This window comes from Stappia sp. TSB10P1A, assembly GCF_900185725.1.
In the GTDB taxonomy this organism is placed as follows: Bacteria; Pseudomonadota; Alphaproteobacteria; order Rhizobiales; family Stappiaceae; genus Stappia.
The window spans coordinates 39,536-62,910 of sequence record NZ_FYAU01000036.1; the positions used below are offsets into that span (position 1 = coordinate 39,536).

At 65.1% G+C, this 23,375-nt stretch carries 20 protein-coding genes; 14 read left to right on the forward strand and 6 right to left on the reverse strand.

What is annotated here, in order from left to right; genetic code table 11:
• Positions 1–82: 82 nt before the first annotated feature.
• Positions 83–406 carry a heat shock protein HspQ gene (hspQ, locus tag TSB10P1A_RS18850; protein ID WP_186389498.1) on the forward strand — a complete coding sequence of 108 codons (324 nt, stop codon included), beginning with the start codon at positions 83–85 and terminating at the stop codon, positions 404–406.
• A gap of 96 nt (positions 407–502) precedes the next feature.
• Here the strand turns inward: hspQ and TSB10P1A_RS18855 are convergent, their stop codons facing one another.
• Positions 503–1,267, reverse strand: coding sequence for an invasion associated locus B family protein (locus tag TSB10P1A_RS18855; protein ID WP_244293182.1), 765 nt, complete (start codon positions 1,265–1,267; stop codon positions 503–505).
• Positions 1,268–1,472: 205 nt separating this feature from the next.
• Here TSB10P1A_RS18855 and TSB10P1A_RS18860 point away from each other — a divergent pair, with 205 nt between their 5' ends.
• Genes TSB10P1A_RS18860 through TSB10P1A_RS18875 form a run of 4 tightly spaced genes read left to right on the forward strand, consistent with a single transcriptional unit; the run spans position 1,473 to position 6,929 of the window.
• On the forward strand, positions 1,473–3,335 hold the full coding sequence (locus TSB10P1A_RS18860; protein WP_244293183.1) for an extracellular solute-binding protein: 1,863 nt from the start codon (positions 1,473–1,475) through the stop codon (positions 3,333–3,335).
• A gap of 19 nt (positions 3,336–3,354) precedes the next feature.
• Complete coding sequence (locus TSB10P1A_RS18865) at positions 3,355–4,977, forward strand: class I adenylate-forming enzyme family protein (protein WP_186389499.1); 1,623 nt, start codon at positions 3,355–3,357, stop codon at positions 4,975–4,977.
• Entirely contained in the window at positions 4,974–6,161 is a 1,188-nt protein-coding gene (locus TSB10P1A_RS18870) for a hypothetical protein (protein WP_186389500.1), read from the forward strand. The genes TSB10P1A_RS18865 and TSB10P1A_RS18870 overlap by 4 nt, the downstream gene beginning before the upstream one ends.
• Before the next feature lie 57 nt (positions 6,162–6,218).
• Positions 6,219–6,929 carry a DsbA family oxidoreductase gene (locus TSB10P1A_RS18875; RefSeq protein ID WP_186389501.1) on the forward strand — a complete coding sequence of 237 codons (711 nt, stop codon included), beginning with the start codon at positions 6,219–6,221 and terminating at the stop codon, positions 6,927–6,929.
• 28 nt (positions 6,930–6,957) lie between these two features.
• On the opposite strand, the gene TSB10P1A_RS18880 is transcribed toward TSB10P1A_RS18875, so the two are convergent.
• The 3 genes from TSB10P1A_RS18880 to kdsA all read right to left on the reverse strand — a co-directional run bounded on the left by TSB10P1A_RS18880 (position 6,958) and on the right by kdsA (position 11,329).
• Positions 6,958–8,682: an ATP-dependent endonuclease gene (locus tag TSB10P1A_RS18880; protein WP_186389502.1), complete on the reverse strand. Its 1,725-nt coding sequence runs from the start codon at positions 8,680–8,682 to the stop codon at positions 6,958–6,960.
• Between the two features lie 410 nt (positions 8,683–9,092).
• Positions 9,093–10,367 (reverse strand): phosphopyruvate hydratase, encoded by a 1,275-nt coding sequence (gene eno / locus TSB10P1A_RS18885; RefSeq protein ID WP_186389503.1) that lies wholly within the window; start codon positions 10,365–10,367, stop codon positions 9,093–9,095.
• Positions 10,368–10,477: 110 nt separating this feature from the next.
• Positions 10,478–11,329 carry a 3-deoxy-8-phosphooctulonate synthase gene (gene kdsA / locus TSB10P1A_RS18890; RefSeq protein WP_186389504.1) on the reverse strand — a complete coding sequence of 284 codons (852 nt, stop codon included), beginning with the start codon at positions 11,327–11,329 and terminating at the stop codon, positions 10,478–10,480.
• Positions 11,330–11,616: 287 nt separating this feature from the next.
• Here kdsA and galU point away from each other — a divergent pair, with 287 nt between their 5' ends.
• Together galU and TSB10P1A_RS18900 are read left to right on the forward strand one after the other, a co-directional pair.
• Positions 11,617–12,498: a UTP--glucose-1-phosphate uridylyltransferase GalU gene (galU, locus tag TSB10P1A_RS18895; protein WP_186389505.1), complete on the forward strand. Its 882-nt coding sequence runs from the start codon at positions 11,617–11,619 to the stop codon at positions 12,496–12,498.
• An 8-nt stretch (positions 12,499–12,506) separates the two neighbouring features.
• Positions 12,507–13,517, forward strand: a complete 1,011-nt coding sequence (locus TSB10P1A_RS18900; RefSeq protein WP_186389506.1) for an NAD-dependent epimerase/dehydratase family protein — start codon at positions 12,507–12,509, stop codon at positions 13,515–13,517.
• 36 nt (positions 13,518–13,553) lie between these two features.
• On the opposite strand, the gene TSB10P1A_RS18905 is transcribed toward TSB10P1A_RS18900, so the two are convergent.
• Positions 13,554–13,886, reverse strand: a complete 333-nt coding sequence (locus TSB10P1A_RS18905; protein WP_186389507.1) for a hypothetical protein — start codon at positions 13,884–13,886, stop codon at positions 13,554–13,556.
• A gap of 111 nt (positions 13,887–13,997) precedes the next feature.
• On the opposite strand from TSB10P1A_RS18905, the gene TSB10P1A_RS18910 reads away from it, so the two are divergent.
• Together TSB10P1A_RS18910 and TSB10P1A_RS18915 are read left to right on the forward strand one after the other, a co-directional pair.
• Complete coding sequence (locus tag TSB10P1A_RS18910; RefSeq protein WP_186389508.1) at positions 13,998–14,927, forward strand: AEC family transporter; 930 nt, start codon at positions 13,998–14,000, stop codon at positions 14,925–14,927.
• Between the two features lie 118 nt (positions 14,928–15,045).
• Entirely contained in the window at positions 15,046–17,106 is a 2,061-nt protein-coding gene (locus tag TSB10P1A_RS18915; RefSeq protein ID WP_186389509.1) for a M3 family metallopeptidase, read from the forward strand.
• A gap of 16 nt (positions 17,107–17,122) precedes the next feature.
• Here TSB10P1A_RS18915 and TSB10P1A_RS18920 read toward each other — a convergent pair whose 3' ends face one another.
• Entirely contained in the window at positions 17,123–17,995 is an 873-nt protein-coding gene (locus TSB10P1A_RS18920; RefSeq protein WP_305849902.1) for a LysR substrate-binding domain-containing protein, read from the reverse strand.
• Positions 17,996–18,121: 126 nt separating this feature from the next.
• Here TSB10P1A_RS18920 and TSB10P1A_RS18925 point away from each other — a divergent pair, with 126 nt between their 5' ends.
• The 5 genes from TSB10P1A_RS18925 (at position 18,122) to TSB10P1A_RS18945 (ending at position 23,293) form a co-directional block, all read left to right on the forward strand.
• A complete protein-coding gene (locus TSB10P1A_RS18925) occupies positions 18,122–19,270 on the forward strand; it encodes an ABC transporter ATP-binding protein (protein ID WP_186389511.1) in 1,149 nt (382 codons plus the stop codon).
• Positions 19,263–20,225 (forward strand): carbohydrate ABC transporter permease, encoded by a 963-nt coding sequence (locus tag TSB10P1A_RS18930; RefSeq protein ID WP_186389512.1) that lies wholly within the window; start codon positions 19,263–19,265, stop codon positions 20,223–20,225. The genes TSB10P1A_RS18925 and TSB10P1A_RS18930 overlap by 8 nt, the downstream gene beginning before the upstream one ends.
• Entirely contained in the window at positions 20,225–21,070 is an 846-nt protein-coding gene (locus TSB10P1A_RS18935) for a carbohydrate ABC transporter permease (protein ID WP_186389513.1), read from the forward strand. The genes TSB10P1A_RS18930 and TSB10P1A_RS18935 overlap by 1 nt, the downstream gene beginning before the upstream one ends.
• Before the next feature lie 61 nt (positions 21,071–21,131).
• The gene (locus tag TSB10P1A_RS18940; RefSeq protein ID WP_186389514.1) at positions 21,132–22,391 is read left to right on the forward strand and encodes an ABC transporter substrate-binding protein; all 1,260 of its coding nucleotides are present in this window, start codon (positions 21,132–21,134) and stop codon (positions 22,389–22,391) included.
• 77 nt (positions 22,392–22,468) lie between these two features.
• The gene (locus TSB10P1A_RS18945; RefSeq protein ID WP_186389515.1) at positions 22,469–23,293 is read left to right on the forward strand and encodes a phosphodiesterase; all 825 of its coding nucleotides are present in this window, start codon (positions 22,469–22,471) and stop codon (positions 23,291–23,293) included.
• Positions 23,294–23,375 lie beyond the last annotated feature (82 nt).

Below are 23,375 nucleotides of genomic sequence, written 5' to 3' on the forward strand. Positions count from 1 at the left end.
CCGCCTGTTGAGGGCGTATGCGCTAGTGTTGACCAAAGGGAGAAGATCCCGACCTACGTTCAAATTGGCTGAAACCGAACAGATGCGCACTGCGAAATTCATGATCGGTCAGGTCGTCAAGCACCGGGTGTATCCCTTCCGCGGGATCATCTTCGATGTCGACCCGACTTTCTCCAACACCGAGGAGTGGTGGGAAGCGATCCCGGAGGACGTGCGCCCGGAGCGTGACCAGCCCTTCTATCACCTGCTCGCCGAGAACGCGGAGACGGAATACGTCGCCTATGTCTCCGAACAGAACCTGGTGCCGGACGACACGGGCGAGCCCGTTCGCCATCCCCAGGTCGACGAGATCTTCGAGCAGCAGGACGATGGCTCGTACCGGCCGCGCGACGTGGACCTGCACTGACTGCCGGCCTCTCCCGCATCCTTTGCCTGCCCAACGAAAAACGCCGCGGCCCGAAGCCGCGGCGTTTCTTTTGTTCTGCCGGCAGGTGAACGCGGCTCAGTTCGAGCCGGTCACTTCCTTCTGCTTCTCGATCAGCTTCTGACGGGCTTCCTCGGCGCGCTTCTGCAGCTCGGACTGCAACTGCTGCTGCTTCTGCTGCAGTTCCTCCGGATTAATCGCCGCGCCATCATAAACCTTGGTGAAGCCGGTCAGCGTCAACTGGAACGGAACCTGCTTGGCCTGCTGGTTCAGCGTCGTCAGAATCAGGTTCCCGCCGGCCTTCAGAGAGCTGATGAAGGCATCCTCGATCACCAGTTCCGAGTAACAGGCATTCGGGAAGCAGATGCCGTACTTGGCTTCGGTCTGCTTGCCGTTGTCGACCTGCACGCGCAGGCCCGGCTGGATCAGCATGCCCGGCGGTACGGCCATCAGCAGGGTCTTGCGGGCCTCGCCGGCGATCTCGCGCACCGCCACGGATGCCAGGAACTGACCGGTGTCGGTGCGCAGTTCCTGCGTCACCACGCAGATTTCCTTGTTGGACTGCGGGTCGGTGTTGCAGATCTTCACCCAGGGCGAATCCGCCGAAGGCTCGACAGTCTGCGCAACGGCGCCGCCTGCGAAAGCGATGCTCGCCGCAACGCCGACGGCCAGACCCGCCAAGTGGTTCTTCAGTCTCTCAGCCATGCAATGCGTCCCTAAGTCCATTGTTTCGTTGCGGCGGGCACATGGAAACGCGTCGTCGCCACCAACGGGAAAACCTCTGTCCTCGCTTGCCAAACCTGTGCGCAAAGAATGCGGCAAGACATTGGCCCGTGCGATCACGGGCGCATCTTTACAGTCTGGCGCAGGGAATATCCAGTTTGTCGGCGGTGCGAGCAGTCGCAACGGCGCCTCATTCGTGCGGGATTGCCACGCTGTTGCGCGAATGCCGCAGTCCCCGGCTCCACCGGGCGGTCTGCCGGAGGCATGGCTGGCGTTGAGACTGTGTTAACCATAACAAAGTGATTGGGCGCTAGGATTCGACAGCATGACCGAAATGAAACCCGCCCCGATTCTCTCCCTGGCCAGGCTGTCCGCCGTTCTCGCGGCGGCCGTGCTTGCGCTTGCGCCGCTTGCCGGCGTGGCGGAGGAGACCGGTGTGCCATGGAGCCACGGCATCGCCATGCATGGCGAGCCCGCCCTGCCCGCCGATTTCCTTCATCTGCCCTATGCCGATCCCGACGCGCCGCGCGGCGGCACCGTCACCCATGGCGTCCAGGGCTCGTTCGACAGCCTCAATCAGTTCATCGTCCAGGGGGGAACAACCACCGCGCGCGGCATCCGCGACACGGATTTCGGAGCGCTGGTGATCGAGAGCCTCTTGGAGCGCAATCTCGACGAGCCCTTCACCCTCTACGGCCTGCTCGCCGAATCCGTGCGCATGCCGGAAACGCGAGAGTGGATCGAGTTTCGCCTGAACGACAAGGCGCGGTTCTCCGACGGCACGCCTGTCACGGTCGAGGATGTGATCTTCTCCTTCGAGATCCTGCGCGACAAGGGGCGCCCGCATTTTCGCGCCCGCTATGCCCGCATCGCCTCGATGGAAAAGACCGGCGACCGCAGCCTTCGCTTCACCTTCGACGATGGGGCCGACCGGGAACTGCCGCTGCTCGTCGGCATGTCGCCGATCCTTGCCAAGCACACGATCGATCCCGAGACCTTCGACCGCAGCACGCTCGTCCCGCCGATCGGCTCCGGGCCCTATGTGATCGACAGCGTCGATCCGGGCACCCGCATCGTCTATCGCCGCGATCCCGACTACTGGGCGAAGGACCTGCCGATCCGCCGCGGCCTCTACAATTTCGATCGACTGAGCATCGAATACTACCGCGACGAGAACACCCTGTTCGAGGCCTTCAAGAAAGGTCTGGTTCAGGTGCTTCCCGTCGCCGACCCGGCCCGCTGGACAACCTCGCTCGATTTTCCGGCGGTCACCGGTGGCAAGGTGGTCAAGGAAGGCTTCCGCCTCGGCACCCCGGCCGGCATGTTTGGCTTCGTCTTCAACACCCGCCGCCCGGTCGTCTCCGACGTGCGGGTGCGCCAGGCGCTGGCGATGCTGTTCGACTTCGAATGGGTCAACCGCACCCTCTATCACGGGCTCTATGCCCGCACCGGCGGCTATTTCGACAATTCCGTCCTGTCCTCGCTCGGCCGCCCGGCAAGCGAGACGGAACGCGCGCTGCTCGCCCCCTTCGCCGACGAGATCGCTCCGGACGTGCTGGCCGGCACCTGGCAACCGACCGAGGCGGATGGATCGGGGCGCGACCGCAAGGTGCTGCGTGCCGCCGTCGAACTGCTCGGCGAAGCCGGTTATCGCATCGACGGAGGCGTCCTGCGCGGCCCCGGCGGCGCGCCGCTGTCCTTCGAGATCCTCGTGGCATCGCAGGACCAGGAGCGGCTCGCCATCGCCTATCAGCGGGCGCTGAAACTCGTCGGCGTCGATGCGCGGATCCGCTCCGTCGACAGCGCCCAATATCAGCGTCGCCGCCAGACCTTCGACTATGACGTGGTGCTGAACACCTGGCTGGTTTCCCTGTCGCCCGGCAACGAACAGCGCTATCGCTGGGGCAGCGAGGCCGCCGGACAGGAAGGGTCGTTCAACTATGCCGGGGTGAAGAGCCCGGCGGTCGATGCGATGATCGACGCCATGCTGGCCGCGCGCGAGGCGGAGGACTTCATCGCCGCCGTGCGCGCCTTCGACCGGGCGCTGATTTCGGGTGCCTATGTGGTGCCCCTGTTCCATCTTCCTGAAAAATGGGTGGCGCGCTGGACCGCGATCGACCGCCCCGAGGTCCAGTCCATCACCGGACCGCGCTTCGAAACCTGGTGGTCCACTGCTGCAAGGCGCTGAGTGGCTTGGGAATGACGAGATGATCCTGACCCCGCTGAAGACGATCGAGGCACACCGGCAGAGCGGCATCTGGGGCCGCGTGACGCTGGATGCGCTGTTCCGCAAGACCGCGACCGCCCATCCCGAACGGCTGGCCCTGTGCGATGCCGATGAGGATGCCGGCGGCTTTCGCGAGGTGCCGCGCCGCCTCACCTATGGCGAGGCCGATGCCGAGATCAGCCGGCTCGCCGCCTTTTTCGCCGCCGTCGGTCTGAAGCACGACAATGTCATCGGCCTGCAGAGCGCCGGCACGGTGGACGCGGTCATCACGTTCCTTGCCGCTTTGCGTGCCGGGCTCGTCATTGCGCCGCTGCCGCTGCACTGGCGCCAGAAGAACGTGCTGGAGGCGCTGACCCGCGCCGGCGCCAAGGCGCTGGTCGCCGGCGAGAGCTTCGGCGGGCGCTCCATCGGCCTGGAGGCACGCGACACCGCCGCCGATCTCTTCGCCCTGCGCTTCGTCTTCGGTCTGGGGCGCGATGTCGCCGACGGCCTGATGGAGGTGGAGCAGATCCTTGGCGAACTGCCCGACGATCTGGAGCCGGCGCCGATCCGCCGCGACCAGAACGCTGCCGACCATGTGGCGACGCTGACCTGGACCCGCTCCACCAGCGGCGAGCCGCTGCCCATCGCCCGCAGCCACAACCAGTGGATCGCCTGCGGTCTGATGCCCTATCTGGAACTCTCCCTGCCGCAGGCGCCGAACGTCCTGCTCCCTTACGCGCTGACCGGCATGGCCGGCATCGGCGCCGGCCTGATCCCCTGGCTACTGTCGGGCGGCACGCTGCATCTGCACCACCCCGGCTCGCTGCGCCGGCTCGCCGCGCACGCGGATGCGGCGGACGCCGATATCGTGCTGTGCCCCGGCGCCCTGGTGCCGGCGCTCGACCGGCGGATCGAGCGGCCCGACTGCCGCATCGTGCCGGTCTGGCAGGCGCATTCGCCCGCCCCTGCCCCGCATGGCAGCAACCGCGAGCTGGTCGACCTGCATATCGCCGACGAATTCGCCATGGTCGCCCGCACCCGAGAGGGCAGCGCCCTGCCCCGCCCGCTGCCGAGCGGGCGGATCGGCTCGCCTTCCGCCGCCGCGCAGGCGCCGGCACTGCTGGAAATCGCCATCGATACGGAAACGAGCCCGGCAATGCTGAAGGTGCGCGGCGCCATGGTGCCGGATTCGGCCTGGCCCGCCTGCAAGGTGCGCATGCCGACCGACAAGGCCGGCTTCGTCGACACCTTGCTGCCGCTGCGCCAGACGGAGAACGGCATCACCGGCTTCGGCATTCCCGGCCAGATGGCGCCGGGCGTCGGCTCGCTGCCGACGCTGGACGCGCTCTATGCCGCCTTCCCCGGCATCCGCGAGGCCGCCGCCTTCCTCGTCGAGGACGGCATTCTCGGCGCCCGGCTCTATGCCGCGATGGTGCCGCAGAAGGGTCTGCTGTTCGATGTCGAGGGCTTCTATGCCTATCTGGAGGCCGAGCACGCCAGCCTTGCCGAGGTGCCGCACCGGGTGCTGCCCGTCGCCGCCCTGCCGCGCAATGCGGCCGGCAAGGTCGATCGCGAGGCGCTGGCCGCCCGCGCCGGCTTCGGCCATTCGCAGGTCGCATGAGCCGGGAGGCCGCCCGCCGCCTGTCGGTGCTGCTGGACGGGCCGAGGGATCGTCCGGACAATCCGCTCGCGCGTCTTGCTGAAGCGTGGGGCGAGCTTGCCGACCTCTCATGGGCCGGCGACCAGAGATCCCTCCTGCCCGACGCGGTGGTGAGCCTTGCCGGCGCCACCACCTGCCCAGACCTTGCCCGGCACCTGGCCGAGGCGCGCGCAAGGGGCGTGCACGTGCCGCGCCTCGTGCTGTGTGCCGCCCCGGAAATCCCTGAAGCGCCCCTGCCGGATGCGATGATCTCCGCCGCCTGCCCGCCGGAGCTGGCGCTGGAGCGGCTGGCCGAGACCGTGCGCCAGGCCCGGCGGATGGAGGAGGCGCGGCTGCGCCGGGCGGCCTTCGGCCCGCTGGCTCCGGGAGCCTCGCTGGTAGCGGCGCCGACCGGCGGTCTTGCCCGCGGCATTCCGGTGCTGGTTGCCGGCGACAGTGCGCGCATCGGCATGGCGCTGTCCGGTCGCCTTGCCGCGCTCGACCTGCGCGGCTGCCTCACGGCGGAGGCCGCGCTCGCCGCGCTGGACGAGGCCCCTGCCCGGCTGCTGGTGAGCGACCTGCCCGCGCCCCGCGCGGCCGAGCTTCTGAACCGCCTTCGCACCGATCCGCGCCATATCGCCCTGCCCGTGCTGGCGCTGTGCGCCGACGAGGCGGAGGCGGCAGCCCTGCTGACGAGTGGGGCCAGCGACTGCGTGCCGCGCAAGGCCGCGCCGCAGATCCTCGCCCGGCATCTCCTGTGCCTGCTGCGGGCCGGCGCGCGCCGGGCGCTTGCCGACCGGGTGCTGACCGGCTATCGCCCGCGCCATCGTTCGGGCAAGGGCCTGCCGGTGCTGCCGCGCGAGGCGTTCGAGCGCTATCTGGCGGCGCTCGGCGAAGCGCTCGCCTTGCGCGGGGCAGAGCCGCTGACCCTGCAACTGGCGCAGATCGCCCCGCCGCCGCTCACCTCCATGGCCGCGAATGACGATCCCTTCGCAGGTGCCGCCGTCAACCCCGTCCTTTCGGCGACGCTTGCTGCATCGCGCGAGGAGGATTTTGTTGCTACGGTCGAGGGGCTGGGCGATATCGCCGTGCTGCGGGATGCGGAGGCGCAGGAGCGCATCCGCCGGCGGATCGGCGCCATCGTCGCCAGCACCGCCTTTGCCTGACGCGTCCCAAGGCGCGCTCCCTTCGCGCTCCTGGCGCAACCGACGAAAGGACTGCCCATGCACGCCGAGACGGAGACCGACACCGCGAGCGGGCAGCAGGCAGCCGCCCGGACCGCCGCCGATCAGGCCGCAATGCCCATCGACGTCATTTCCGACGTGGTCTGCCCCTGGTGCTATATCGGCAAGCGGCGGCTGGAAAAGGCGCTGGCGAGCCTGCCGGACATTCCCGTTGCCCTGCGCTGGCAGCCCTATCAGCTCGACGCGACGATCCCGCCGCAGGGCAAGGACCGCCAGCAATATCTGATGGACAAGTTCGGCAGCCAGGCGCGCATCGACGCGCTGCACGAGCAGATCGCCGCCGCCGGCCTGCAGGAAGGCATCCCCTTCGCCTTCGAGCGCATCCGCACCTCGCCCAACACGCTGGATTGCCACCGCCTGCTGCTGTGGTCGCGCGCCGACGGGCTGCAGAGCGAGATGGCCGAGCGCCTGTTCCGCCTCTATTTCCTGGAAGGCGCCGACCTCAGCGACCCGCAGACGCTGGTCATGGCGGCCGGCGAAGTCGGCATGATGGCCGATCTCGTCGCCGAACTGCTGCCGACGGATTCCGACCGCAGCAAGATCACCGCCGCCGTCGAACAGGCCCACCGCATCGGCGTCACCGGCGTCCCGGCCTTCATCATCGACGAGCGCTTCATCGTCATGGGGGCGGAAAAGCCGGAAACCCTCGCCGCCGCGATCAAGCACGCCTATGAGACGAAGACGGGGTAGTGGCTATAAAATCGCCTAGAGTGGGGAATTACTCATCTGGCAACTTTGCTTCAATCGACGATACGAAATTTCTAATAGGCCCTGACAGTTCATTTTTCAGTATAACACCCGGATTAGCAGAAGCAAATTTCGCTAGCCAATTCTTTAACTCAAATTTTACGTCATCATTCCAGGGCTTTCCGGCCTCCAAGAAGATTCGATTCATGCGTTGAGACCATTTTACTTTTGATTTTATCTTTATTTTCTTGGCTGGATCAACGCCGAATTTCTTTATAAAGTCCGCCGCATAAATCGCTTTATCATAGATATCCTCAATTTCCGCCTCGTCAAGATGGGGGACTATGCTCAAATTAATATCTTTCAATTCGATAACTTTATCTTCTATCGCCCTCTTCATAGCTTTACGGCCATCTGCATCATCATCTAAAAAGCACTGGATCAAACACGCGCCAGACTTGTAGAAAGACGCTTTTTGCCTCAATCCACTTGCCCCACCTAGATGATCAAAGAAAATAGATCCATCATCTAGCGCCCGCGCGATCGAAGGGCTCATGTAAGATGTAATAGCCTTAAGAGCGGTAACATCATCCCCCCCTTCAACTAGCACCACAAGTCTAGCGTTGTGCAAATTGTCTGAGAATCGAACCCCCAAGGCTTCGCGCACAGCCGAGACCTGCGTAGCAGGCGCCGCCTTACTTCCCTTAACTATAATCGTATTACTTAGGTTGTTCGGATTAACAAAAAGAGGAGAGTGGCTAGTTAGGACAACTTGATTACTTAATGCTAGATTACTAATAACAGCGCGAAGTTCGTGTATCGCTCTCGGATGCAAGTGGGATTCAGGCTCCTCAATTGCGATAACAGTGCTAACGTCAGCATCTACTTGTTCCGAAGCGTGTCGCATCAAGGCAAGTGCGGCCAAACTCTGAACACCATCACCTTTTCTGTCGAGGCGTGTTAAGTGGCCGTCATCTACTATTATCTCGAAATCTCGCCTTAAAGACTTGTAGCGAGCCTCACGCCGACTCTTTAATTCAACCGACGTCACACTAGGAAGAAAACGCGCTACAGTTGATTTAATTGCCTCAGCCAGCTCATCAAAAACAGGCTGCTGCAACTCTTCAATCTTGGAAATAGCCTCAGCGTACTCTGGATCTCCTTCTAGGCGGTGTAATTCTCGATCTACTAGCTGAGAAATAACTTTCGCCGCCGATTCTGCCGTTCGGATGGCAGGAATGTATTCAAATCGAATCCTCTTTGAAACAAAATCGGCAATTCGCGTACTCTTTCGAGTGAGCATCGCTTGGCCGCGACCGGGTTTTTTTACAGTTACCTCGAAATCACCCTTGGTAAAATAAATTAAAATAGGAAGAGTTCCGTTAAGATTACTCTTTATTTCATCTTTGAATTCAGCCGTCTCCGCTTCATTCAACGCAAATTCCAGAGTGACGCTCGACCCAATCCCAGCATTGGGTTTGATTTGCTTTCTAACAGGAAAGTCAGTGTCCCAATCATAGCCGATTCTATGTGATCGAATTAAACTAGAGGGCAGCCTGACAACTCGCCCATCGGATGTTCTCCGTACTTGTCGATGCCACTCGATCAAGGCATTCATGCCGAGCGCCAATGCGTGCAATATATTGGATTTGCCTTCGTTGTTCGCTCCTACCAGAAGAGAGTAATCCGAAAGCGGTATCTTTTTTGCGTTCGTAATACTTCTATAATTTTCTACAGAAAAAGAAACGAGCCTCATATCTTTCACCTTAAAAATTTACTTTTTTCGAGGAAATTTGCATCTAGATCAACGTTACAATTCATCTTTTGAAGGCGACCTTCGACAGGACTTCCCCCGCGAGTAAATATTCACCGTTTCCATAGGGGTAATTTGGAGCAGATTTTGGATAAATTTGCCAATAGATTTTACATTGTGGGACACGTGCCTACCGCTGCCTCCAGATCCAGACAGTCACCTAGACGAATTGAGTACGCATTGTCACCGTCCATGTAGAGGTGCTGATACCGAACGTTCCCGCATTTCAAGTGCCACTGTAGCCGCTTCGAGTCGCTTGCCGAGCTCTTGAGCGCCCTTCCCCAAACAAAAACCCGGCGCGCGGGGAGCGCACCGGGTTTCGTTGTTTCAGGCGCTGAGGCGTAAGGCGCCGATCAGCCCTTCAGGATGCTGCGGCCGGCGTAGCGGGCCTGCTCGCCCAGCTCTTCCTCGATGCGGATGAGCTGGTTGTACTTGGCGAGCCGGTCGGAGCGCGCCAGCGAACCGGTCTTGATCTGTCCGCAATTGGTGGCGACGGCGAGGTCGGCGATGGTGCTGTCCTCGGTCTCGCCCGAGCGGTGTGACATGACGGCGGTGTAGGCCGCTTTGTGCGCGGTCTCGACCGCGTCGAGCGTCTCCGTCAGGGTGCCGATCTGGTTGACCTTGACCAGGATCGAGTTGGCGACGCCCTTCTTGATGCCCTCGCGCAGGCGCACCGAATTGGTGACGAAGAGATCGTCGCCGACGAGCTGGCACTTGGAGCCGACCAGATCGGTCAGCGCCTTCCAGCCGGCCCAGTCGTCCTCGGCCATGCCGTCCTCGATGGAGATGATCGGATAGCGGCCGACGAAATCGGCGAGATAGGCGGCCATCTCGTCCGGGCCGAGCACCTTGCCCTCACCGGAAATGTGATACTTGCCGTCCTTGAAGAACTCCGTGGAGGCGGCATCGAGCGCGAGGCAAATGTCCTCGCCCGGGCGGTAGCCGGCCTTCTCGATGGACTTCATGATGAAGCCGAGCGCGTCCTCGGTCGAGGCAAGGTTCGGGGCGAAGCCGCCCTCGTCCCCGACATTGGTGTTGTGGCCGGCATCCTTCAGGCCCTTCTTCAGGGTGTGGAAGACTTCCGAGCCCATGCGCACGGCATCCGCCAGCGTGTCGGCGCCGACCGGCATGATCATGAATTCCTGCACATCGATCGGGTTGTCCGCATGAGCGCCGCCGTTGATGATGTTCATCATCGGCACGGGCAGCAGGCGCGCGCCGGCCCCGCCCACATAGCGGTAGAGCGGCAGGCCGGCCGACTGGGCGGCGGCGCGGGCGACGGCCAGCGACACCCCGAGGATGGCGTTGGCGCCAAGGCGCGCCTTGTTCGGCGTGCCGTCGAGCGCGATCATCGCCTCGTCGATCTTGATCTGGTCTTCCGCATCCAGGCCGCCGACGGCGTCGAAGATCTCGGTGTTGACCGCGTCGACCGCCTTCTGCACGCCCTTGCCGAGGTAGCGGGCGCCGCCGTCGCGCAGCTCCACCGCCTCATGCGCGCCGGTCGAGGCGCCGGAGGGCACCGCGGCCCGCCCGAAGGCGCCGTCTTCCAGATACACGTCGACCTCGACGGTCGGGTTGCCCCGGCTGTCGAGGATCTCGCGGGCGGTGATGTCGACAATTGCGGTCATTCTCGTCTCCCTGCGGGTGGGACTTTGTGAAAGTGGGTGGGCCAAGGCTGGTTGGACCTGCCGCCGTCCGGCTGTTCCTAGCCGAGGCGGGCGACAAGGAAAAGGCCGTGTCAGATGCCGCGCGGGCGCGACTTGGCGATGCGGTCGAAGGCCATCAGGTCGGCGAGCAGCTCCTTCAGGTCCTTGAGCGCAATCATGTTCGGCCCGTCGGAGGAGATGGTGTTGTCCGGGTCCGGGTGGGTCTCGATGAAGACGCCGGCAACGCCGACGGCAACGGCCGCGCGCGCCAGCACCGCCACCATGTGGCGCTCGCCGCCCGAGGAGGTGCCCTGCCCGCCCGGCTGCTGCACCGAATGGGTCGCGTCGAAGACGACCGGCGCGCCGGTCTGCGCCATGATCGGCAGCGCGCGCATGTCGGACACCAGGGTGTTGTAGCCGAAGGAGGCGCCGCGCTCGGTTAGGAGCACGTTGGGGTTGCCGGTCTCGACGATCTTGGTGAGCACGTTCTTCATGTCCCAGGGGGCGAGGAACTGGCCCTTCTTGACGTTGATGGTCGCGCCGGTCCTGGCGGCGGCGACCAGGAGGTCGGTCTGGCGGCAGAGGAAGGCGGGGATCTGCAGCACGTCGACGACCTCGGCCACCGGGGCGCACTGGTCGGCGGAGTGGATGTCGGTCAGCACCGGCAGCCCAAAGGTCTCGCGGATCTCGGCGAAGACCGGCAGCGCTTCCTTGAGGCCGACGCCGCGCGAGGCGGCGATGGAGGTGCGGTTGGCCTTGTCGAAGGAGGCCTTGAAGACGACGGAAATGCCGAGGCTGTCGGCGATTTCCTTCACCGCGGCGGCGCATTCCAGCACATGCGCCCGGCTCTCCATCTGGCAGGGGCCGGCGATCAGCGACAGCGGCGCGTCCTGCGAGAAGGCGACGTTCCCGACGGTCACGGTTCGATTGCATGTCTCGGTCATGGCAGCTCGTCTCTCCTGCTGGGCCAGCCCCAACTCATGGGCCGCCCGCCCGCTGGCGCGTTCCGCCCGTCAGTAGTCCGCATGGCGCGCGCGCGCAAGCGCCTCGGCGGTCTGGGGCGGTCGTTCCCTTGCCCAATCCTTGCCCCAATCCTGGGACAAAGCTTGCGCGGATTGGCGCGAAGTCGTTGCGCCGACATTCTTTTCGCCAACTTGGTTCCGTCATCCTTTCAGGTTACCTTGCGGCCCGTGCCGCCTCCCGATTCCACCAGACACGGAAAATGCGTTTCATGCAGAACAAGAAGATCCGCAAGGCAGTCCTTCCGGTGGCTGGCCTCGGCACCCGTTTCCTGCCCGCGACGAAGGCCCTGCCGAAGGAGATGCTGACCATCGTCGACCGGCCGATCATCCAGTATGTGGTCGACGAGGCGCGCAATGCCGGCATCGAGCACATCGTCTTCGTCACCGGGCGCAACAAGCATGTGATCGAGGACCATTTCGACATCGCCTACGAGCTGGAGGACACGCTGCGCGCCCGCTCCAAGCAGGCGGCGCTGAAGCTGCTCGAGGCGATCCGCCCGGCCCCCGGCACCACCAGCTTCACCCGCCAGCAGGAGCCGTTGGGCCTCGGCCATGCCATCTGGTGCGCCCGCGACATCATCGGCAACGAGCCCTTCGCGATCCTGCTGCCGGACATGCTGATGAAATCCGAGCCGGGCTGCCTGTCGCAGATGGTGGAGATCTACAATGCGTCCGGCGGCAACGTCATCTCGGTCGAGGCCGTACCGGAGGACCAGACCCAGAACTACGGCATCGTCGAGGTCGACGGCGATGCGAGCGCGCGGACCTTCACCATCACCGGCATGGTCGAAAAGCCGGCGCCGGGCACGGCGCCGACCAACCTGTTCATCAACGGTCGCTACATCCTGCAGCCGGAGATCTTCCAACTGCTCGGCAGCCAGGAGACCGGCGCCGGCGGCGAGATCCAGCTCACCGACGCGATGATCTCGCTGATGGGCATGCAGCCCTTCACCGGCCTGCGCTTCGAAGGCGAGACCTACGATTGCGGCTCCAAGTCCGGCTTCCTTGCCGCCAACATCGCCTTCGCGCTGGAGGATGAGGAGCTCGCCCGCGAGCTGCGGCCGCTGCTGCGCTCGCTGCTCGACGCCTGAGGACATCGATGCGCAAGATCCTCGTCACGGGCTCGGCCGGGTTCATCGGTTTTCACCTGGCAAGCCGCCTGCTCGCCGACGGATGGCAGGTGATCGGCCTCGACTGCGTCAGCCCCTATTACGATCCGGCGCTGAAGGAAGCGCGGGTGGAGATCCTGCGCCAGCATCCCCAGTTCATCGAGGCGCGGATCTCGCTGGAGGACCGCGCGGCGGTGATGGCGCTGATGGCCGAGCACGCGCCGCAACGGATCATTCATCTCGCGGCGCAGCCGGGCGTGCGCTACTCGCTGGAAGCGCCGCAGGCCTATGTGGATGCCAATGTCACCGGTTTCCTGACGGTGCTGGAGGCGGCGCGCGCCCACACCGTCGACCATGTGGTCTTCGCCTCCACCTCCTCGATCTATGGATTGGACGAGACGATGCCGCTGTCGCCGCATCGCGGCGGCAATCATCCGATCTCGCTCTATGCGGCGACGAAGAAGGCGAACGAGGCGATGGCGCACAGCTACGCCCACCTCTTCCGCATTCCGCTCACCGGCCTGCGCTTCTTCACCGTCTACGGCCCCTGGGCGCGGCCGGACATGGCGCTCTACAAGTTTACCCGGGCGATCCTGTCGGGCCAGCCGATCGACATCTACAACAATGGCGAGATGCTGCGCGACTTCACCTATGTCGACGACATCGTCGAGGGCATCGTGCGCATCGCCGACCGGCCGCCGGCGGTCAACGAGGACTGGGACGCGGCCGCCGCCGACCCGGCGACCAGCTCCGCCCCCTATCGGATCCACAATATCGGCAATTCCGAGCCGGTGAAGCTGCTGCGCTATGTGGACGCCATCGAGGCGGCCTGCGGCGTCACGGCGGTCCGCAACTACATGCCGCTGCAGCCGGGCGACGTTCTGGCCACCTGGGCGGATGTCGAAGACCTGACCCAGGCGACGGGCTTCCGCCCCTGCACCTCGGTGGAGGACGGCGTGCGTGCCTTCGTCGAGTGGTATCGGGATTTCTATAAGGTCTGAGGCCTGCAGGCGGCCGGCTGCAGAAGCCGGCGTCGATCAGCGTGTGGACCGATTGCCCAACATGTCGAGATAGGCCTTTTGCATGTCGCTGATGCGGCCGGCGACGCGCGCATTGGCCTTGAAGGCATTTTCCGCCTGCATCATGTCGACGATGGCCCCGACCATGTCGGGCGAGAAACCGATTGCCGGCGCGCCGGTGGCGGGCGACTGGTCGCCGTCTGCGCTCTGTCCGTCCGTCGTCTCGTGGCCGCTCGCGGCGAGCAACGCATTGCCCGCTTCGGCTCCGGCCGCAACGATGCGGCGGGCGGACGCCTCGAAGCGCTGACCGGCGGCCTGTAGGCCTGAAAGGGAGATGGACAGGGCAGACATGATCTGCACAGTATCCCCGTCCCCTCTTAACGAATCCTGAGTCCATTCCCTCGCATTCGAGCCAGGCGCGCCAAAGCCGCCAGTGTCATTTCAACCAAGGATTGCAATGCCATGCTCCTGACGCTCTCGATTACCGGTCCGTTCTTCGCTGTCATTGCCTTCGGGTTCTTCGCCGCGAAGCGAGGCTGGATGCCGGACGGAGCGGTGCGCAGCCTGAATGTCTTCGTGTTCAACTTCGCCATGCCGGCGCTGGTGATCCGGGCGCTGGCGGGACAGGACATCATCGCGGCCCTGACCGGGCCGATGGTGCCGGTGTGGATCCTGGCCGGAGCCGTGACCTTCGCCCTCGCCATGCTGGCCATGCGCATCCTGTGCGGCGGTGGCCTCGCCGAAATGGCGGTCAGCGGCCAGGCCGCCACCATCGGCAATATCGGCTTTCTCGGTCTGCCCTTGATGCTGGCGGCGTTCGGCGACCGGGCCGCCGCGCCGATGGCGGTGGTGCTGGTGCTGGACCTGACGATCTTCATTCCGCTCTGCATCGGGCTGCTGGAATGGTCCTCCGGCAAGGGCGCGAGCTGGCGGCTGGTCGTCACCGTGGCGAAAGGCGTGATCTTCAACCCGTTCGTGCTCGCCATCGTCGGCGGCACGCTCCTGTCGCTGGCGGGAGGGAAACTGCCGCAGGCGGGAGAGAACCTGCTCAACTTCCTTGGGGATGCAGCCGGCGCCACCGCCCTTTTCTCGCTTGGGGTGCAGCTTGCCGCGCGGCGGGTCGAGGGCGAGGCACGGGCGATCTCGCTGATGATCGTGATGAAGCTGTTTGTGCATCCGCTCGCCGTCCTTACCGCTGCGACACTGTTTGGCCTGGATGCGGCGCGCACGGCGGTGCTGGTGGTGGTTGCATCGCTGCCGATCGCCGGCAATGTCTTCGTCGTTGCCGAGCGCTATGGCATCTTCATCCAGCAACTGTCGGCGGCGATCCTGTTGTCGACCACAGCCGGCGTGGTCACCGTGTCCCTCGCTTTGATGTGGGCGGGATTGTGAGCAAAGGCCGCTCCACGGGGGCTGACAGAAGCGCCTCGCCGTCCCATATTGTCCGCGACAGGGCCGGATTCTCGGGAATTGGCCCGCTTCCTTCCTCGTGAGATCTTTCAGGACCCCCATGACCGACGCCGCCGCAGTCGCCGACCGCAATCCGCTGCTTGCCGAATGGACCGCGCCCTTCGGGCTGCCGCCCTTCGGCGAAATCGAGCCCTGGCACTACGAGGCGGCCTTCGAGGCGGCATTGAAGCTGGCGCGGCAAGCGATCGACCGGATTGCCGCCGACCCGCAGGCGCCGACTTTCGCCAACACGATCGAGGCGATGGAACTGTCAGGCCGGGAACTGACGCGCGTCGCTTCCGTCTTCTTCAATCTCGCCGGCAGTCACACATCCGAGGAATTGCAGCGCATCGAGCGCGACATCGCCCCGAAGCTGGCCCGCCATTCCAGCGAAACCCTGCTCAACCAGGCGCTCTACGCCCGCGTCGCCGCGCTGTGGGAGGCGCGTGGCAGCCTCGGCCTCAACGAGGAACAGGCGCGCGTTCTGGAACGCTACCACCGCATGTTCACTCGCGCCGGCGCGGCCCTCGATGAGGCCGGACGCCAGCGCATGGCCGAGATCTCGCAGCGGCTTGCCGTGCTGGGGACGCGGTTCTCGCAGAACGTGCTGGCCGATGAGGCCGGATATCACCTTTTGCTGGAGAGCGAGGAGGATCTCGCCGGTCTGCCCGGCTTCCTGCGCCAGGCGGCGGCCGAGGCGGCGAGCGAGCGCGGTCACCCGGGCAAGCACGTCATCACCCTGTCGCGTTCGCTGATCGAGCCGTTCCTGCAGTTCTCGACGCGGCGCGACCTGCGCGAGACCGCGTTCAAGGCCTGGATCTCGCGCGGCGAGACCGGCGGCGACACGGACAATCGCGCGGTCATCGCCGAGATCCTGAGGCTGCGCGACGAGCGAGCCAGGCTGCTGGGCTTCGACAGCTTCGCCGCCTACAAGCTGGACGACACGATGGCCGGCACACCGGATGCGGTTCGCGACCTGCTGGAGACTGTCTGGAGCCCGGCGGTGGCGCAGGCCCGCAAGGAAGCGGAGGCTCTGCAGCGGCTCGCCGCCGAGACGGGGGACAATATCGCCATTGCCCCCTGGGACTGGCGCTTCTACGCGGAGAAGCTGCGCCTGCGCGACCATGCGCTCGATGAGGCAGAGCTGAAGCCGTATTTCCAGTTGGAGAAGATGATCGAGGCGGCGTTCCACACCGCCGGGCGCCTGTTCGGTCTGATCTTTCGAGAGGTCGACGGGCTGAAGCTCTATCACCCGGATGTGCGCGCCTTCGAGGTGCTGGATGCCGATGGCGGTCATGTCGGCCTGTTTCTCGGCGACTATTTCAACCGCTCGACCAAGCGCAGCGGCGCCTGGATGAGTGCCTATCGCCGGCAGGAGAAGCTGGCGGCCGACATCCGTCCGATCATCGTCAACGTGATGAACTTCGCCAAGGCGCCCAAGGGGCAGCCGACGCTGCTGACCTTTGACGATGCGCGCACGCTGTTCCACGAATTCGGCCATGCCCTGCACGGGCTGCTCTCCGACGTGACCTATCCGGTGATCTCCGGCACGTCCGTGGCGCGCGACTTCGTCGAACTGCCCTCGCAGCTCTACGAGCACTGGCTGTCCGAGCCGGAAGTGCTCTCGCGCTTCGCCGTGCATGTGGAGACCGGCGAACCGATGCCGGCAGACCTGATGGAGCGGGTTCTGGCGGCGCGCAACTTCAACCAGGGATTCGCGACGGTCGAGTATCTCTCCTCCGCGCTCTTCGACCTCGACGTCCACACTCGCCAGGCGGACGGCGAGGCCGATATCGAGGCGCTGGAACATGAGACGCTCAGCCGTATCGGCATGCCGGCGGAAATCACCATGCGCCACCGGCCGACCCATTTCGCCCATGTGTTCTCGGGCGACGGCTATTCGGCAGGCTATTACAGCTACATGTGGTCGGAAGTGATGGACGCGGATGCCTTCACCGCCTTCGAGGAAACGGGCGACATCTTCAACGCGGACCTCGCCCGGCGGCTGCGCGAGGCGATCTATTCTGCCGGCGGCCGGCAGGACCCGAAGGACGCCTATGTCGCCTTCCGCGGCGCCCTGCCCGATGCCGGGCCGCTGCTGAAGAAGCGCGGCTTCGCCTGAGACCGGGCGGCAGGCATCAGCCGACACTTTCTTCTGCGACGTCGATGAAGGCGCGCACGATCCGGAGCGCGCGCTTGTCAGCAGGGGTGACGAGCACCGTCCGGTAGGCCTCCGGCATCTCGGCGATCGGCCGCACGACAAGCTGGCGCGACGGGAAGAAGCTCGCGCCGAGCAGCAGGCCGACGCCGACGCCGTGCAGAACAGCCTCCTTGACCACCGGATAGCTCGTCATCTCCATCATGCGGTCGAGCGCAAGGCCGTTCCTGGCAAGGGCCTGCGACACCGCGCGCCGCGTGAGAGAGCCGCCCTCGGGCAGCACGACGCATTCCTGCGCGAGATCGCGTAGCGACAGGGTCTTCTGGCGGGCGAGCGGATGCTCGCCGCGCAGATAGGCCATGAAACAGGCGCGCTCCAGCTCAAGCTCGTACATGCCCTCGACGTGCTCGGGCTCGGTCACGACCGCGATGTCGACATCGCGCCCGCGCAAGCGCTGCATCGCCACCGACCAACTGTGTAACGAGAAGGCCACCCGGACGCCGGGATAGCGGCGGTTGAAGGCGGCGATCAGCGGCAGAACGGGGCGCGGCGCATTGGCGATGACCCGCAGATGCCCCGATTCGATGGCCCCGTAGGCCTGCAGGCGTTCACCGACAAGCTGGGTCAGGGTGAAGACCCGGTCGGTGAGCTCGAACAGGTCCTGTCCGGGGCGCGTCAGCTCGAGTCCGCCGCGACGGCGCACGAACAAGGGCACCCCCATCAACCGCTCGAGTTTGGCGACATGCTGCGTCACCGCCGACTGGGTGATGCCGAGCACCGTCGCCGCGCGGGAAAATCCGCGCTCGCGCGCCGCTACGGTAAACGCCTCGAGCTGGGCCAGGCCGGGTTTCACGGGCGTTTCTCCTGCCGGATGGATGGGACTCCGCCGTATCATTAGCAGGGCTTATTTCCGGTTATGTGACTGTCAACCCGACTTGCTAGGCAGTGTCCGCAAGGGACAAACAGTGAGGCCGATCCAATGGCAAGCGTAACGCTAGAGGGCATCCGGAAAAGCTACGAGCGGACGGAGATCCTGAAAGGGATCGACCTGACGATAGAGGACGGATCGTTCCTGTCGCTGCTCGGACCGTCAGGCTGCGGGAAGTCCACGCTGCTGCGCATCATCGCCGGGTTGGAGCGCCAGAACTCGGGGCATGTGCGGATCGGCGACGACGTGGTCGACGCCGTGCGACCATCGGAGCGCAACCTCTCCATGGTGTTCCAGTCCTATGCGCTGTATCCGCATCTGAGCGTGGCGGACAACATCGCCGTGCCGTTGCGCATGCGTCGGCTGTCGACGCTGCAGCGCATGCCGCTGATCCGCCACGCGGTGCCAGGGACACACGCGGTGGAGCGGGAGATCCGCGCGGAGGTGGCGCGCACAGCCGAACAGCTCGGCCTCGGCGCGCTGATGCGGCGCAAGCCCGGCCAGCTTTCCGGCGGCCAGCGCCAGCGCGTGGCGGTCGGGCGGGCGATGGTGCGCCAGCCGCGCGCCTTCCTGCTCGACGAGCCTCTGTCCAATCTCGACGCCAAGCTGCGCGTGCACATGCGCACGGAAATCGCCCAACTGCACCGGGCGCTGGGCACCACGTTCATCTACGTGACGCATGACCAGGCCGAAGCGATGACCATGTCCGACAAGATCGCGGTCATGGCCGAGGGTGAGATCCTGCAGGTCGGAAGCCCGGATCAGATCTACGACGAGCCGGCGTGCCTGCGCGTTGCGGAGTTCATCGGTAGCCCGAAGATCAATGTCCTGAACGGCGTGGTCGACGACGCCGGGAGCGTCCGGCTTGGCGGCCGCGACACCGGCTGCGCCGCGACAGCCACGCCGGGCTCTGGCGTCAGTCTGGGCATCCGGCCCGAGGCGATCGCCCTGCGCGCGCCGGACGCCGCCGGATTGCGGGGCCGCCTTGCCCACACGGAGAATCTCGGCGCGGACGTTTTCGTCCATCTCGCGGTCGAGGGGTGCGAAGCTCCGGTCGTGGTGCGGCTCAGCCAGGCCGAGGCGCGCCGGACACGCCTCGGCGACACGGTCGGGCTTGGCTTCGAACCGGCCGCCGCGCGCCTGTTCGCCGCCGACGGTCGGCGGATTGCTCCTCGCGTTGGGGAGGTTGCCCATGTCTGACGCGAGCCTGCCCCTTGCCCGCGAAGGTGTCGCCGCGCCCGTGAGCCGGTCGTCGCGAAAGAGCAAGGCGGCCGCCACGGCCGCACGCTCCCCGCACCAGCTCGTCGCAACGGCGCTGCTGCTTCCCGCCGGCCTGCTCATGCTGCTCCTTGTGCTCGGGCCGGTCGCAGCCGTGCTGCTGATGTCGCTGACGGACTACCAACTCGGCGCCTCCGGCTTCTCCTTCATCGGGTTTGAAAACTATGCCGCCCTGCTGGACGACCGCGTGTTCTGGAAGGCGCTCGGCAATACGCTCGCCTATGTGGCGATCGTGGTGCCCGCCTCCGTCGGTCTCGGCCTCGCGGTGGCCCTGCTGATCGAGTCCGGCCGGAGCCTGCGCAGCCTCTACAGGGCGGTGTTCTTCGTGCCGGTGATGGCGACGTTGATTGCGATGGCGATCTCGTTCGAGTTCATGCTGCATCCGCAGTTCGGCCTCATCAACCTGATGCTCTCCGCCCTCGGCCTGCCGACCCACGCGTTTCTCAGCGAACCGGCGCTCGCCCTGCCGACGCTCGCTGCGATCGGCGTGTGGCAGATGTTCGGCTTCAACATGGTGCTGTTTCTCGCCGGGCTGGTGTCCATCCCGCGCCACCTCTACGAGGCCGCGGAACTTGACGGCGCCCGCTCCGCCTGGTCGCAGTTCCGCCTCGTCACGTGGCCCCTGCTCGGACCGGTCACCATGTTCGTGGTGCTGATCTCGGCGATCCGCTCGTTCCAGGTCTTCGACACGGTGCATGTGCTGACCAAGGGCGGCCCGAGCAAGGCCTCCGAGGTGCTGCTCTACTCGATGTACACCGAGGGCTTTGAATTCTTCCGCTCGGGCCTCGCCGCGGCGATCGCGGTGGTGTTCCTAGCCTTCGTCCTGCTACTCACGCTGATCAAGGCGCGGGTGATCGAAAAGAGGGTCCACTACTGATGCGCCCGCTGCTCTCTCCGCTTTCCGCCGCCCTGCCCGGCCTTGCCCGCCATGCCGCGCTGCTGGCGCTCGCCGCGCTGACGCTGCTGCCGTTTGCCTGGATGATCTCGACCTCGCTCAAGCCGGCCGGCGAGATCTTCCTGTCGGAAATCCGCTGGTGGCCGGAGCGTCTCGCCGCGGTCGAGAACTACAGCGCCGCCTTCGAGCGCGCACCGCTGCTGCGCTTCCTGGCCAATGGCGCGATCGTGACGCTGGCGATCTTCGCCCTGCAGGTGGTCGTCAACCTGCCGGCGGCCTATGCCCTGGCCAAGCTGCGCTTCATCGGACGCCAGACGGCCTTTGCCCTCGTCCTGTTCGCGATCCTCGTCCCGCAACAGGCAACCGCCGTGCCGCTGTTCCTGCTGTTCCACCAGCTCGGCCTGCTCGACAGCTATGCCGCGCTGGTGGTGCCCTTCACGATCTCCGCCTTCGGCATCTTCCTGATGCGCCAGTTCTTCATGAGCGTTCCGGACGACCTGGTCGACGCTGCCCGGATGGACGGCATATCGGAGTTCGGCATCGTCTGGCGCGTCATGCTGCCGACCGCGATCCCGGCCGTCACCGCCTTCGGCATCTTCTCGGTCGTCTCGCACTGGAACGACTATTTCTGGCCGCTCGTCGCCATCAACTCGCCGCACCTGTTCACCCCGCCGCTTGGCGTCGCCGCCTTCCGCAACGAGGAAGCCGGCACCGACTACGGTCCGCTGATGGCGGCGGCCACGATCATCATCGCCCCACTGGTTATCGCCTTCCTGTTCGCGCAGCGCCGCTTCATCGAAGGCATCACCTTCACGGGCATGAAATAACCCCGAGAACGGACGGTCAACGTCCGCCGGACCTCTACCGCAGCCTCGTATGGAGATCCACATGCTGAAGCACGTCCTGCTTTCGGCCGCGATGACGCTTGCCGTCCTCCCGGCCGCCGCCCAGACCGAGATCGTCATCCAGTACCCCTATGGCGAGCTCTTCAACACCACACACGAGCAGATCCGGGAGGCCTTCGAGAAGACCAATCCCGACATCAAGGTGACGTTCCGCGCGCCCTACGAGTCCTACGAGGAAGGCACGCAGAAGGTGCTGCGCGAGGCGATCACCGGCCAGATGCCGGACATCACCTTCCAGGGCCTGAACCGCGTCCGCATCTTCGTCGATCGCGGCATCGCGCAGCCGCTCGACGGTTTCATCGCCGCCGATCCGGAGCTGGAGACCGACGGCTTCCACAAGGCGATGTACGATATCGGCACACAGAACGGCCAAGTCTACGCGCTGCCCTTCGCGATCTCGCTGCCGATCATGTATGTCAATCTCGACCTTGTGCGTGCCGCCGGCGCCGATCCGGAGCTGCTGCCGACCACCTGGGCCGAGGTGATTGACCTCGCGCGCAAGATCAAGTCGGTTGGCGACGACATCAACGGCGTCACCTACGCCTGGGACATTACCGGCAACTGGCTGTGGCAGGCCCCGGTCTTCGCCCGTGGCGGCACGATGCTGAGCGAGGACGAGAGCAAGGTCGCCTTCGACGGCGAGGCAGGCCGTTTCGCGATCAACATGATCGCCGGCCTGGTGACCGAGGCCGGCATGCCGAACCTCACCCAGCCCGACATGCGCAGCGCCTTCGCCGCCGGCAAGACCGGCCTGCACTTCACTTCGACCTCCGACCTCGCCAAGGTCACCTCGATGGTCGACGGCAAGTTCGACCTGAAGACCTTCACCTTCCCCGACGTGGTGCCGGGCACGGGCCGTCTGCCGGCGGGCGGCAATGTCGGCATCATCCTGACCAAGGACGCCGAAAAGCAGAAGGCTGCTTGGGAGGTGATGAAGTTCTGGCACGGCGCCGAAGGCGCGGCCATCATGGCGCGGACGACTGGTTACATGCCGCCCAACAAGAAGGCGAACGACGTCTACCTCAAGGACTTCTATACGGACAATCCGAACAACTACACCGCCGTCAGCCAGGTCGCCCTGCTGACCAAGTGGTACGCCTTCCCTCGCGAGAACGGGCTCAAGATCACCGACGTGATCAAGGATCACCTGAACTCGATCATCACCGGCGCACGGGCGCAGGAGCCCGATGCGGTGCTCGCCGACATGACCGCCGACGTGCAGAAGCTGCTGCCGAGGAAGTAACTCCGACAGCAGGCACGCCGGGCCATACGCCTGGCGTGCCTGCGCCGATCCGGCCCCTCAAGACCAAGCCAGACAAGATGAAGATCCTCCATTTCAGCGACATCCATCTGACCACGCCGGGGCACACGATCCAGGGCCGTGACCCGAACGCCAGTTTCGAGCGCGCCCTCGGCCATGCGCTGGCCGACCATGGCGATGCCGAACTGCTGGTGATCACCGGAGACCTTTCCGACTGGGGCGACCGGGCGGACTATGAACGCCTGCGCGACCGGCTCGCCAACCTGCCCCTCCCCATCGCGCTGTGCATCGGCAACCACGACGACCGCCCGACATTTCTCGACGTATTTCCCGAACTCGCCGACCCGAACGGCTTCGTGCAGAGCGTGCGCGACGTCTCGGCGGGGCGCTGCCTAATGCTCGACACCTGGGAACCGCAGACCCATTCCGGGCACTATTGCGAAGCCCGGCTGGCCTGGCTCGAGGCCCGGCTTCGCGAACATGACGGCCCGTTCTTCCTGTTCATGCACCACAATCCGTTCCCGACCCATCTCGCGCCGCTCGACCGGATCGGCCTTGCCGACGGGAGGGCGTTCCGCGACGCCGTCGCCCGCCACCGCGACCGGATCCGGCACATCTTCTTCGGGCATTGCCATCTGCCGCTGGCCGGCTCGACCGCCGGCGTGCCGACAACCTCGCTGCGCGGCACGAACCATGCCGGCATCGCGCTGTTCCGCGAACGCGAACTCTTGTCCAGTTCGGACCTGCCGGCGAGCTACGGAGTCGCGTTCATCGCAGCCGATCATGTCTGCGTACACATGGTCGAGTTCGGCTATGACGGCCCCGTGCGCACGGAGGGCAATCCGGATTACGCGGCGTGGAACCGGGAGACGATGGTGCGATGATCTCGGTGCAAGGCTGGCGTTGCGATCCGGCGAGAAAGCCTTCCAAATAGGGTGGAAAATTCGCCCACTCCCATATGGCGGA

What these genes read in the sequence shown, in the direction of transcription:
- hspQ (WP_186389498.1), top strand. Translation starts at nt 83, where the DNA reads ATGCGCACTGCGAAATTCATGATCGGTCAGGTCGTCAAGCACCGGGTG.
- TSB10P1A_RS18860 (WP_244293183.1), top strand. Translation starts at nt 1,473, where the DNA reads ATGACCGAAATGAAACCCGCCCCGATTCTCTCCCTGGCCAGGCTGTCC.
- TSB10P1A_RS18865 (WP_186389499.1), top strand. Translation starts at nt 3,355, where the DNA reads ATGATCCTGACCCCGCTGAAGACGATCGAGGCACACCGGCAGAGCGGC.
- TSB10P1A_RS18870 (WP_186389500.1), top strand. Translation starts at nt 4,974, where the DNA reads ATGAGCCGGGAGGCCGCCCGCCGCCTGTCGGTGCTGCTGGACGGGCCG.
- TSB10P1A_RS18875 (WP_186389501.1), top strand. Translation starts at nt 6,219, where the DNA reads ATGCACGCCGAGACGGAGACCGACACCGCGAGCGGGCAGCAGGCAGCC.
- TSB10P1A_RS18880 (WP_186389502.1), bottom strand. Translation starts at nt 8,682, where the DNA reads ATGAGGCTCGTTTCTTTTTCTGTAGAAAATTATAGAAGTATTACGAAC.
- eno (WP_186389503.1), bottom strand. Translation starts at nt 10,367, where the DNA reads ATGACCGCAATTGTCGACATCACCGCCCGCGAGATCCTCGACAGCCGG.
- kdsA (WP_186389504.1), bottom strand. Translation starts at nt 11,329, where the DNA reads ATGACCGAGACATGCAATCGAACCGTGACCGTCGGGAACGTCGCCTTC.
- galU (WP_186389505.1), top strand. Translation starts at nt 11,617, where the DNA reads ATGCAGAACAAGAAGATCCGCAAGGCAGTCCTTCCGGTGGCTGGCCTC.
- TSB10P1A_RS18900 (WP_186389506.1), top strand. Translation starts at nt 12,507, where the DNA reads ATGCGCAAGATCCTCGTCACGGGCTCGGCCGGGTTCATCGGTTTTCAC.
- TSB10P1A_RS18905 (WP_186389507.1), bottom strand. Translation starts at nt 13,886, where the DNA reads ATGTCTGCCCTGTCCATCTCCCTTTCAGGCCTACAGGCCGCCGGTCAG.
- TSB10P1A_RS18910 (WP_186389508.1), top strand. Translation starts at nt 13,998, where the DNA reads ATGCTCCTGACGCTCTCGATTACCGGTCCGTTCTTCGCTGTCATTGCC.
- TSB10P1A_RS18915 (WP_186389509.1), top strand. Translation starts at nt 15,046, where the DNA reads ATGACCGACGCCGCCGCAGTCGCCGACCGCAATCCGCTGCTTGCCGAA.
- TSB10P1A_RS18925 (WP_186389511.1), top strand. Translation starts at nt 18,122, where the DNA reads ATGGCAAGCGTAACGCTAGAGGGCATCCGGAAAAGCTACGAGCGGACG.
- TSB10P1A_RS18930 (WP_186389512.1), top strand. Translation starts at nt 19,263, where the DNA reads ATGTCTGACGCGAGCCTGCCCCTTGCCCGCGAAGGTGTCGCCGCGCCC.
- TSB10P1A_RS18935 (WP_186389513.1), top strand. Translation starts at nt 20,225, where the DNA reads ATGCGCCCGCTGCTCTCTCCGCTTTCCGCCGCCCTGCCCGGCCTTGCC.
- TSB10P1A_RS18940 (WP_186389514.1), top strand. Translation starts at nt 21,132, where the DNA reads ATGCTGAAGCACGTCCTGCTTTCGGCCGCGATGACGCTTGCCGTCCTC.
- TSB10P1A_RS18945 (WP_186389515.1), top strand. Translation starts at nt 22,469, where the DNA reads ATGAAGATCCTCCATTTCAGCGACATCCATCTGACCACGCCGGGGCAC.